Raw genomic sequence first — 9,867 nt, 5'->3', positions numbered from 1 at the left:
AGTTCATCCTGCGCCGCCCCTGAGCGGCGTCAGAAATCGAACAGCTCGGAGAGGAAGCTCTCCTTCTTCTTTTTCTTGTAACCCTGGCTGTACTGGCCACGGTTGTCATCATGGCGCTGGCCGAGATGACGGGTATCGCGATGCATCACCGGCGGCGGAGCGGCCTGCGGTTGCACAGGCGCGGGCCCTGGCGGCGGCATGGCGGCACCTGCACCGTCGGTGGCGCGTTCGATGATCTTGTCGAGTTCACCACGATCCAGCCATACACCACGGCAGCTCGGGCAGTAGTCGATCTCGATGCCATGGCGCTCGGCCATCTGCAGGGTCTGGGTCTTGCACACGGGGCACAGCATTCGCATTGCTCCTGTCGGTCTGGCCTCGACTGTACCTGCGTGCGGATGACTGTGCGGCAACGCATGACCGATGGCACAGGGACTTCCGGCGCGTGCCGGCACGTCCCCCGCCCTGCAGACTGCCTTGCGACCCCGCTGCAAGGAATGCATGTGACTGCCCGTGACTCGATTTCCACCGGCATGCGCCTGTTGCTGGTGCTGCTTGGCGTTGGCCTCGGCCTGAACGTGCGCGACATCAGTTCCACGCTGGGCGCGCCGATTCCAGCCCTGCCCATTCCCTACGGTGGCAGCCTGCTGGACAACGCGCTGGCGGTGCTGGTCGCACTGCTGCTGGCCACGCTGCTGCGCCCCCGCGGTGTGGGCCTGCTGGCCAGCCTCGGCCTGCGCGGAAACGGCATGCGTGGCCCGTTGTGGGTGCTGCTGGCCAGCCTGCCGTGCTGGCTGGGGCTGGCCCTGTTGGGGACGCCCAACTCGGCGCTGACGACGCTGGACGCCACGATGCTGGCCGTGCTGTTCCCGCTGGCCGAAGAAGTGCTGTTCCGCGGCCTCGGCTTCGTGCTGCTGGTGAAGATCGTACGCGGCCCCTGGCCGTTGCTCGCACTGCCGCAGGCGCTGCTGTTCGGCATGGTGCACTGGCTGGGCTTCGGCGGCTTCGACGGCGGCGGCATGGCCCTGTTCGTCGGCCTAGTGATCGCCTTCGGCGGCTTCATCTTCGCCTGGCTCGACCACCTCGACGGCAACACCCTGTGGTGCGGCCTGGCCCTGCACGTGTCGATGAACCTGGCCTGGAATGTGTTCAGCCTCGACGACGCCGTTGCGCTGGGCTGGCAGGCCACCAGCCTGCGCATCGGCACTACGCTGCTGGCAGTGGCAGCGCTGGCCTGGCATGCGCGCCGCCAGCGCAACCCCGCGCTGTAACGCCGGCTTAGCCGATCCTGCACACGGGGATCACTGGGGGCTTGCGCATACTTGCGCGCCTTTCATGCCCTGCCGTCCGGAGTTGTTGCGTCATGCTGCTGTCCAAGCGCCACGTTGAACCACGCGTCCTGCTGATCGAAGACGCCGAGGAAACCCGTGAACTGAGCCGGATGGCGCTGGAGAGCCAGGCCTGCCACGTCGCAGGCGTCAGCAGCGCCGAAGCCGCGCTGGGCCTGCTGGCCGCCGGAGAGCGCTTCGACCTGATGTTCACCGACGTCAATCTCGGCCTGGTCAGCGGCATCGAGGCCGCCAACCGCGTGCGCAGACTGTATCCGCAGCTGCCGATCCTGGTGACCTCCGGCATGGACCAGCATGCCGTGCTGCCGCAGTTGCACGACGGCATCCATTTCCTGCCCAAGCCCTACAACATGAGCGAGCTGCTGGATGCGATCCGGCTGTGCTTCCGCCATGCCGCCGATGCCGCGCTGATGCCGGCGCCGCAGGCAAGCGCGGCCTGAGGCTGCCATCCACGCATGGCGTGGATCTACTGGTGCAGCCACGCATGGCGTGGATCTACTGCGATGCGCACCGTTGCGTGAACGAAAAATGCTGCCAGTAGATCCACGCCATACGTGGATGGAGTCGGCCGTCAACCGCCGGTATACGGTCCTTCGCCCGGGAGTACCTGCAGCAGCGCACGGGTGATCACGCGCGGATACACGGTGAGATGGTCTTCGCCATCAATCACGATGTTTTCCACCTGCAGCTTGCGACCACTGCGCCGCAGCTGACCTGCAAAGTCGGCGGCCTGCCGCAGCATGTCATTGCCCGTTGAGTAACGTGGCCCCGGCTTGACCGTCTCGTAGCCGCCCACCGACAGCAACACGCGGATGGGCTGTGAAGGCATCACGGCGGCATCCTGCATGCGCGGCAGCAGGCCCTGGTCGAACCACAGCGACGGACTGGACAGGATATAAGTGCCGAACATGTCGGGCTGGGTCGTCAGCACGTAAGCACCCAACAGCGCGCCATAGGAATGACCCGCAAACACGCGCCGGGCCGGATCGGTACGGTAGCGCGCATCGATCAGCGGCAGCGCGTGGTCAGCCAGGAAGTCGCGGTAATGGGCCGCGCCGCCATAGGTGACGTCATCGCTGTAGTAGCCGGCAGGGGTGCGCACAGGATCACTGGGGGTGTAGTCGCGCGAGCGGCTCTGTTTGGAGGTCAGGCCTTCCTGCGGCGGCAAACCGACCAGGATGAAATCCTCGATGTTGACGCCCTGCTGCCCCACCAGGTTGCGTACGCTGCGCACCAGCGGAAAGCTGTACAGCGCATCGGTCACGTACACCACCGGATAACGCTTCTGCGGATGCGCCGCGTAGCCGGCAGGCAACGCCACCCACAGGGCATAGTCGCGCCCGATCGGGTCATGCACGCGCAGTGACTCGGTATCGGGCAGCACAACGCCTGGCACGGCCGTCGCGCTTTCCCTGGCTTCCTTCTGCGTTGCCGGCGGCGCCACCGACATCGCGCACCCTGCCAAGGCCAGGCAGGCCAGCACACTCCATACACGCACACGCTGCATCCGCGCTCTCCTGTTGCGGGCGGCGCATCCAGGTGGCGCCGCTGATGCATCCTCACACACCGCGTTGTTGCGCGCCAAACCCCTCTCAGGGCGAGGCCGGCGGCGGTACTGGGAACAACGTACGCAGGCCCTGCAGCGCCGCCGGGTGGTAGATCGTGGCGTGGGTCTCTTCCGGCAGCGGCTGGTACTTCACCAGCGTTGCCGGCGATGCCTGCTGCAGCACCGCCGCCAAGCGTGCGCTCGACGCGGCCAGCTCCGGCTGACCACTGCTGGCCAGGAACAGCCGCGCGCCACTGCGGGCAACTGACGGCAACTGCTTGCCTGCGCCAGACAGCAAGGCGCCGCGGTTCCACCACAGGCTGGGGTCCAGCGCGATGTAGCTGTTGAACAAGGTCGGCTCCTGCAGCAGCGTCTCGACCACGAACAGGCCCGCCAGCGATTCGCCGATCAGCGCCCGCTCGTCGGTGGTCGGGTAGCGCTGGCGCACCTGCGGCATCAGTTCATCGCGCAGGAAGTCACGGTACGCCGCCGAGCCACCAATGCGTGGCGCGATCTTGCGATCCTCCGCCTCGTTGCTGGGGCCGGTCATGTCACGACGGCGCTCGGTGTTCTCGATGCCAACCAGAAGGAACGGGCGCATGCTGCCATTGCCGGTCAGCACCTGCACCAACCCCGCCACGTGCAGGAAGTCCTCGCCGATGCCACCGTCGGGCATGTACAGCACCGGCAGTGGCGTTTTCGGGTCCAGGCCCCACGGCTGCGGGCGGTAAACGTTGATGCGGCGGGTCTCGCCCAGCGCTTTGGACTGGAGGGTGAAGGTCTCACCGATGACCAACGGCGAAGCGACCGCCGGCTGAGGCGCCGGTTCGGCGGCCATCAGCGGCGGGGCGGAGACACAGGACAACAACAGCGACAGCACGATCAAGCGCATTGGGCGCCCCATCCAGCGAAAGATGCCGAGCATAGCGCCCGGACGCGCGCATTGGCGCCTGCCAGATGCGTAGATCCACGTCATGCGTGGATGACTTGCCGTGACTCGCGCCCGGGTACGGCCCCCATTCCGCGCGTGCACCGCCATGTGTCGTGTTTGAACCGCCAAGGACACCACTATCGTCGCACCTGCACCGAAATGCAGTGGGTACAACTGAAACGCACAGAGGACATTGATGGCGAAAGTGAAGCCAGCTTTACACGCGTTGGTTCACGGCAGATGCATCGTAATGTGCGGTTTGCGGCATCTTCCAGCGCGATCAACCAGACGCGGAAACGAATGCGTCGTGTACTGACGCTTGCTGCGCAAGACRGGCCTGCGCCACCATCGTCGCGCGTCTGGATTCCGCATGTCCTTGCGGAAATTCCTGATTGAAATCCAAGCGAAAGCGTAAACACCATGCTGCGTCACCGACAACGGGTGGCACCGGGCCTGCAAGCCCGTGATGAGGTTATCGCTTGTTGTTTGCGCTCACCCGTCGGCACTGTCTCCGGACCGTGCCGGCGGGTGATCCGTCGGCCTTTATGGCGGGCGGTGCGTGGGGGCCTTCGTGCCCGCCGGTCAATGGCGATACTTCATCCCGGCTTGCAGCCACGCACCGTCCGCCACCCGCTCTGCGCGGTGGCACTCCCACCTCAGAGCCGAGGAAGCCGAGATGACCGAAGGTCCGCCCTATCCCTCATATGCCGCCAGCGTCAACGACGACGATGACAACCCTGCGCCCGAACTGAGCACGTTCCTGGGTTGCCTCAAACGCATCCGCGCGGGCGAAGGTGCAGACGGCCAGCCCTGGCCTGATACCAGCCTTCCCGCAGGGCGCAGGCTGGCGCTGTCACGCGTGGAGCGGGCGGCCGTCGGCATGCTGACCGTGGCAGAGATGCTGCACGCCGCCGATCGCTGCCGATCAATGGCAACGCCGGACCGGCATCTGGATGACGGCGTGGTCGAAGGGCTGTTCTTCGCCTTCCGCGGGCTGGCGGAACTGGTATGCCGGGATATCCGGCCTGAGTAGGACCCCTGCACCGTAATCCAGCCCATACTCGGGCCGGGCCCGTCCCGGGTTCCATCGACACTGACACAAGGAGGTTCGCATGTTGAATGCCATGATCATTGCCGCTCTGGCCGCAAGCCCAGCCGCGCCCGTACCGTACGCCGACTGCCTGCTCGGCAACATCCAACCCGGTCTGTCCGACCGCGCCGTGCAATTGGTGCAGCAGGCGTGCGCCGCGAAGTACCCCGACAGCTTCACTGCCTCGCTGGAACTGGAGCGCAATTACAGCGCCCAGCGGCAGGCCCGGTTCGACGCAGAGCGCGCCGCAGTGGAACGTGCTGCGAACGCGGCTGCGGTTGCCGCACAGGCAGCGGCAGACCGCGAGGCAGCCCGTTCCCAAGGCGCGAAGTCCAGGTAGGACCTCACCGTTCTGCAACAAAAAAGGCACCGCTTGGCGGTGCCTTTCTGGATGACCGGAGTCATTGCCTGCAATGGTGGGCCGTGATGGATTCGAACCATCGACCAAAAGATTAAAAGAAAGCTTAACTATGCCGTTAAAACAATAACTTATGCGGGATTTTTTCCCCGGCAGGGCTGTGTGGAGCCATTGAGATATCAAGGCGGGCGATGTAATTTTCCCGGAGCGCTGGCGCATTGGGCCCGGCGCTTCTGACGCGCTCAAGGATCCGAGATCGATGTCCTATCTGCCTAAGCTGCTGCCCTACGTTCGTCACGGTACCACTGAGGGCGATCGCAACTTCCTCAACGACGTCTTTGTGACCCCCGCACAGCTCGCCTCGATCTGCGGCGTGGAGCCGGGTAGCATGCGCGTATTGGTGGGTAACAAGGGAGCGGGCAAGTCTGCTCTCACGGAATGGCTCAGGAAGGCGGCAGTCGAGTCTAAGACGCCATGCGTCCTCGTGAGACCAGATCAGTTGGTAGGCGCGGGCGTACCTTCCGCGACTGACTTGGCAACGCTAAAGCGGTTCTTTTATGAAACGCTGCTGCGCTCGGTCGCTGTTGAGATCGGTTCACAGATCGCTTCTTACCTGCCGCTTACTGGCAGTCGTGCCACCTTGTACAACGAGGCTGTGTCAGGAGGCGCATCAGGAGACATCGTGTCTAAGGCGGTGTCACTGATCGGAGAGTTCTCAGAGCCTGTGACCAAAATAGATACAAAGAAGTTGCTCAGTCGCATCAGCGGTAGGAATTCAACTGCCGCTTTGACATCTGCGTTGAATGACCACTTGTTGAACAAGAGCGAGAAGCTGTTCCTCTTGTTAATAGATGACACGGATCAGATAGCCGCGCCTGATGACCGCCAGCAGCTGAACAAAATATGGGCGTTGATTCTCGCGGTCAGACGACTGGCCATGGAGTGCAACGCCGTCCGGCCGATCGTTACCTTGCGATCCAGTGTCTGGTCGAGGTTGATGCATGAAAACGCAGGACAGCGAGACCAAGTAGATCATATCCGTCCGCTTACTGTGCAGCTACGTGCCAGCGATGAAGTGATTGTCCAAATCATTGAACGGCGTATGCGGGAGGCAATGAAAACGGTGAAAGTGCCCGCTCTCACTGCGTATGCACCGTTCTTTGAGGGACAGGACGTTCTGCTCCCAGGCAGTAAACAACGTCGCCGCTGGTCAGACTTCATCGCGAAGTCCGCTCGCGAGCGCCCACGTGATGCTTTGCAGTTGATCAAGAGCATGATCGAGGTGGCTGAGGACAACACCCACCCTAAGATCGGTGATGACGACGCCGATCGCGCAATGTCAATCTACTCTTCCGAGAGGGTCGACGACGTCGCGAATGAATACTCACTCGATCTCCCTTCAGTCCGAGAGTTGATCGACTCTTTCCATTCCTCCGATTTCGAGATGGGGTTTGAACAGCTGCGAGACCATCTCGCTAGGTCGCTGGGCATTGCACAGATGCAACTTCGAGGATCTACGTTGCAGAACCGAGATGATCACATCATCGCACTATTGGCTCTCTTACATGAAGTGGGGTTTGTCAACGCACGCATCGTGGACAAGACCAAGCCGAAAGGGTTTGCTCACAAGAACTACTCGGATGATCCCAAGTTCGTTCGTTACGAAAACTGGAACAATCTCCAAGCTGCCCACTGGGAGATCCATCCGGCCTTCCGCAGCCATCTGCTAAACGTTAAGGATGCCAAAGCGAGGGCTACGCGCTAGATAGCCTCAGCACTGTGACACGTGGTGGCAGGCGATCCAATGAAGTGTTTGCCATCAACGAGACGGTGGCCACTTTTCCGCTCGTAGGATGGAACCTTCGCCAGTCGCTCGTCTCAGTTGTAGGTGCTGGGGAGTCGGCGGATGCCTACCCCATCCAGTCAAAGGGCTGCTCGATGCTGCCCTTGGCCAGCCTGTTCGCCCGTACCGCCTGGCGGTATCGCAGGATCTGGTCGACGTCATCGCGCAGCCGGGCCTCGTACCTGGACACCCACATCTCAGCGCCGGCACCCTGTTCGTAGCTGCTGCAGGGGCGGGATGTTCCGCGTGGTCCGTTCCGATGCCGGTCGAGGGTGGCCACCCAGTTGCCGTCGTCCACGCGCTGGAACATGGCCACCACCCACACCCCGTCGCACACGATCACTGTCGGCACCTCACCTGGGCGACTGTCGGTCGAGACAGGCGATTTAGATCCCGTCGCCTACCCGTTGTCTCAGCGCCACTACCCACACACCGTTCAAAACGATGACCGTGGGGTCACCGCTTGGAAAGCTGGCAGCGCGTGTCGTCCAGTAGAAGTCGGGGGGGGGGGCAGCGGCATGGTGGGGAGGATACGGCTGGCCCTCCCAAAGGTTGCGACAAGGGAGCGAGCTGCAGGCGTGAGCGTGTGCGGCGGYGGAGATGCTGATGGCCGCCTTACACGCGCTGAGACGAAAATTTTGAGTTGACCACGGGAAAGGGGTAATAAAGGTAACCACACCGAAAGAACAGCTCAATTAGTCATTACAATCAATGGCTTATATTTAAATAAATCAAGGTAACAATAGGGTAACCTTTGAGTAATCCCATTACCTTTTCAACAGGCAACATCAATGTTCAAAAATTTCCTTTTAAATCAATAACATCACTTTGTCGGAGTCAGAAAATTACCTCAGACCACCCCAAAAGGTAACCGTCTTTTTTTGTTGAATATCAATCACTTACTTGTCGTCTGGGCCGCGTGTTACCTGGTTACCCCCTTCCCGTGGTCACCTGAAAAATCGGCTACGGCCGAAGGTGGCCAGAGGAGGCACCGGACGCCCCGCAAACACCCCCCTATCGCGCAGGAAACCGCAGGGACAAGCCAGAGCCAGCGACACCCGGAGAACGCCATACGGTGCCGGTGCTGGGCCGTTCCGCAGGGAATGCAGAAAAAGCGCCCTATGAAGTGCGCAGGCGTGGCGGGGAGACGAGTGCGCACGGAGAGCGCCGCGAGGCACTGCCATCCGCTAACATGCAGACATGAATGAGTCAGCTCGACCTCAAACCTCGTCGCTGTTCTTGGGCTTGACGCGAGTCAAGGGCATCGGCTTCAAAACCATGCGTGATCTTGGTGGCCCGCCAGGGGTCGCGGCTAAAGAGGCCGATGGCAGTCTATTGACGACACTGGCCGCTGCAACTGGCATCGAGCCTCCCATCCTTAAGCGCTTCGCTATGATGGAGGGCGTGGCTCTAAGGAGGCGCCTTAGAGAGGCGGGTGTCGAATTGATCACCCAGGCGGATGATCGGTATCCAGTCGCTTTCAGACAGATGAATCCCGAAATTCAGCCACTCTGGCTTTTCTGCAGAGGGAATTTGTCACTTCTGCAGAGGCCATCCATCGCGGTGGTAGGCACGCGCGACCCCTCCACCGAAGGTGCATTCTTAACTCAGTACGCCGCAAGAACGGTACAGGAGTTTGATGTTCCTCTGGTTAGCGGGCTAGCGCTAGGCGTCGACGCAATTGCGCATGAAACCGCGATCTCCTCAGCCGTTCCCAACGTCTCGGTCTTGGGGACAGGGATTTTGCGGCCTTACCCCGCACGAAATGCTTGGATGGCAGATGCCATTGTCGATAGCGGGGGTGTTTTGATTTCCGAGTACTTCCCAGAGGCCGAGCCGGCTGCCGATCAATTTGTCTGGCGTAACCGGCTGCAGGCCGCTCTAGCGGCCTGCGTCGTCGCGACGCAATGGAAGAAATCTTCTGGCACCGCTCACACGGTCCGGTTTGCCAAGGGATTTGGCAAGCCGACCATCAATCTTGTTCCCAATGGCATGAGAGTTTCCGCCGACCACGGTGTCGCAGAACATCTCTTCACAGTACCAAGAGAGCATTCCAGCTTCACAGCATGCCTAGAATCCGCCCTCAATCATTGGCCTGGCCCGGCAAGAAGCGAGCCGCCTGAGCCTCCATCGCTGGCCGAACAGCACTCGCTATTTGGATGAATCAATGGCATTGAAGCTAATCCTGGTCTCCATCAAGGGGACAATCGTCAACCCGCATAATGTGGTTGAACTTCAAGTCGCAAAAGATCTCGCGCGGCTAGCAGCCGATCTGCATCCGCATGGTGTTCGATTGGCCCTTTGGTCCAACCAAGCTTGGACCTGCAACAACGTGCCATTGCACCAATACATCCAGTCAATGGCGGGCGTCACGATCTACGCCCACGGCGTTCAGTGGGACGGCTCACCTGCGAGAAAGAGGAAGGACTCCGCAGCGTCAATTCTTGCCAGCCATGGCGTACAGAGGCATGAGACCATTCTGCTTGGCGGCGGTGACGAGGACATGATCTGCGGCGTCAATAATCGCCTGCTCCACATCCGTAGTGACTGGTATGGGCAGAGAACCGACCACGGGTTTCAAGTCAAATCTGTCGAGGAACTACGCCGATTCTGCGGAATTTTTGGACTACGGCAATACAACCTATTCTGGCAGACCAACGGAGCAAACTGGAGCGTCTCCACGGCGGGGCCGTTCTCGACAATGATAGCGGCATATGCACTATTCGGTTACGACGCGAGGGACGCCGCCA

Annotated in this window: 11 protein-coding genes; 7 read left to right on the top strand and 4 right to left on the bottom strand. The window is 61.4% G+C overall.

The features are described 5' to 3' along the window. Positions 1-29 precede the first annotated feature (29 nt). Positions 30-353, bottom strand: coding sequence for a TFIIB-type zinc ribbon-containing protein (locus AB4Y84_RS05615; protein ID WP_025874650.1), 324 nt, complete (start codon positions 351-353; stop codon positions 30-32). A 180-nt stretch (positions 354-533) separates the two neighbouring features. On the opposite strand from AB4Y84_RS05615, the gene AB4Y84_RS05610 reads away from it, so the two are divergent. Then, positions 534-1,271, top strand: a complete 738-nt coding sequence (locus tag AB4Y84_RS05610) for a CPBP family glutamic-type intramembrane protease (protein ID WP_394198126.1) — start codon at positions 534-536, stop codon at positions 1,269-1,271. 92 nt (positions 1,272-1,363) lie between these two features. Next, positions 1,364-1,789 carry a response regulator gene (locus AB4Y84_RS05605; protein WP_442244764.1) on the top strand — a complete coding sequence of 142 codons (426 nt, stop codon included), beginning with the start codon at positions 1,364-1,366 and terminating at the stop codon, positions 1,787-1,789. Between the two features lie 131 nt (positions 1,790-1,920). Here the strand turns inward: AB4Y84_RS05605 and AB4Y84_RS05600 are convergent, their stop codons facing one another. Both AB4Y84_RS05600 and AB4Y84_RS05595 read right to left on the bottom strand, forming a co-directional pair. Continuing rightward, on the bottom strand, positions 1,921-2,856 hold the full coding sequence (locus AB4Y84_RS05600) for an alpha/beta hydrolase (protein WP_442244765.1): 936 nt from the start codon (positions 2,854-2,856) through the stop codon (positions 1,921-1,923). Between the two features lie 85 nt (positions 2,857-2,941). Continuing rightward, positions 2,942-3,787, bottom strand: a complete 846-nt coding sequence (locus AB4Y84_RS05595) for an alpha/beta hydrolase (RefSeq protein ID WP_442244766.1) — start codon at positions 3,785-3,787, stop codon at positions 2,942-2,944. 715 nt (positions 3,788-4,502) lie between these two features. Between AB4Y84_RS05595 and AB4Y84_RS05590 the strand changes: the two genes are divergently transcribed. The 3 genes from AB4Y84_RS05590 (at position 4,503) to AB4Y84_RS05580 (ending at position 7,039) form a co-directional block, all read left to right on the top strand. Beyond that, the gene (locus tag AB4Y84_RS05590) at positions 4,503-4,859 is read left to right on the top strand and encodes a hypothetical protein (protein ID WP_336031384.1); all 357 of its coding nucleotides are present in this window, start codon (positions 4,503-4,505) and stop codon (positions 4,857-4,859) included. A 79-nt stretch (positions 4,860-4,938) separates the two neighbouring features. Next, a complete protein-coding gene (locus AB4Y84_RS05585; RefSeq protein ID WP_208083299.1) occupies positions 4,939-5,256 on the top strand; it encodes a hypothetical protein in 318 nt (105 codons plus the stop codon). 277 nt (positions 5,257-5,533) lie between these two features. Continuing rightward, entirely contained in the window at positions 5,534-7,039 is a 1,506-nt protein-coding gene (locus tag AB4Y84_RS05580) for a P-loop ATPase, Sll1717 family (protein ID WP_442244767.1), read from the top strand. A 145-nt stretch (positions 7,040-7,184) separates the two neighbouring features. On the opposite strand, the gene AB4Y84_RS05575 is transcribed toward AB4Y84_RS05580, so the two are convergent. Beyond that, positions 7,185-7,460, bottom strand: coding sequence for a hypothetical protein (locus AB4Y84_RS05575; protein ID WP_099843409.1), 276 nt, complete (start codon positions 7,458-7,460; stop codon positions 7,185-7,187). Between the two features lie 857 nt (positions 7,461-8,317). On the opposite strand from AB4Y84_RS05575, the gene AB4Y84_RS05570 reads away from it, so the two are divergent. Together AB4Y84_RS05570 and AB4Y84_RS05565 are read left to right on the top strand one after the other, a co-directional pair. Further along, positions 8,318-9,280 (top strand): DNA-processing protein DprA, encoded by a 963-nt coding sequence (locus tag AB4Y84_RS05570; RefSeq protein WP_099843410.1) that lies wholly within the window; start codon positions 8,318-8,320, stop codon positions 9,278-9,280. A 4-nt stretch (positions 9,281-9,284) separates the two neighbouring features. Further along, positions 9,285-9,867, top strand: a 583-nt coding sequence (locus tag AB4Y84_RS05565) for a hypothetical protein (protein ID WP_442249855.1), incomplete at its 3' end; no start/stop codon positions are given.

The organism is Stenotrophomonas sp. 2YAF22, from assembly GCF_052114665.1.
Classification (GTDB): Bacteria; Pseudomonadota; Gammaproteobacteria; order Xanthomonadales; family Xanthomonadaceae; genus Stenotrophomonas; species Stenotrophomonas indicatrix.
This window is presented reverse-complemented; position numbering and strand designations above follow the sequence as displayed.

What these genes read in the sequence shown, in the direction of transcription:
- AB4Y84_RS05570 (WP_099843410.1), top strand. Translation starts at nt 8,318, where the DNA reads ATGAATGAGTCAGCTCGACCTCAAACCTCGTCGCTGTTCTTGGGCTTG.
- AB4Y84_RS05585 (WP_208083299.1), top strand. Translation starts at nt 4,939, where the DNA reads ATGTTGAATGCCATGATCATTGCCGCTCTGGCCGCAAGCCCAGCCGCG.
- AB4Y84_RS05610 (WP_394198126.1), top strand. Translation starts at nt 534, where the DNA reads ATGCGCCTGTTGCTGGTGCTGCTTGGCGTTGGCCTCGGCCTGAACGTG.
- AB4Y84_RS05605 (WP_442244764.1), top strand. Translation starts at nt 1,364, where the DNA reads ATGCTGCTGTCCAAGCGCCACGTTGAACCACGCGTCCTGCTGATCGAA.
- AB4Y84_RS05600 (WP_442244765.1), bottom strand. Translation starts at nt 2,856, where the DNA reads ATGCAGCGTGTGCGTGTATGGAGTGTGCTGGCCTGCCTGGCCTTGGCA.
- AB4Y84_RS05590 (WP_336031384.1), top strand. Translation starts at nt 4,503, where the DNA reads ATGACCGAAGGTCCGCCCTATCCCTCATATGCCGCCAGCGTCAACGAC.
- AB4Y84_RS05580 (WP_442244767.1), top strand. Translation starts at nt 5,534, where the DNA reads ATGTCCTATCTGCCTAAGCTGCTGCCCTACGTTCGTCACGGTACCACT.
- AB4Y84_RS05615 (WP_025874650.1), bottom strand. Translation starts at nt 353, where the DNA reads ATGCTGTGCCCCGTGTGCAAGACCCAGACCCTGCAGATGGCCGAGCGC.
- AB4Y84_RS05595 (WP_442244766.1), bottom strand. Translation starts at nt 3,787, where the DNA reads ATGCGCTTGATCGTGCTGTCGCTGTTGTTGTCCTGTGTCTCCGCCCCG.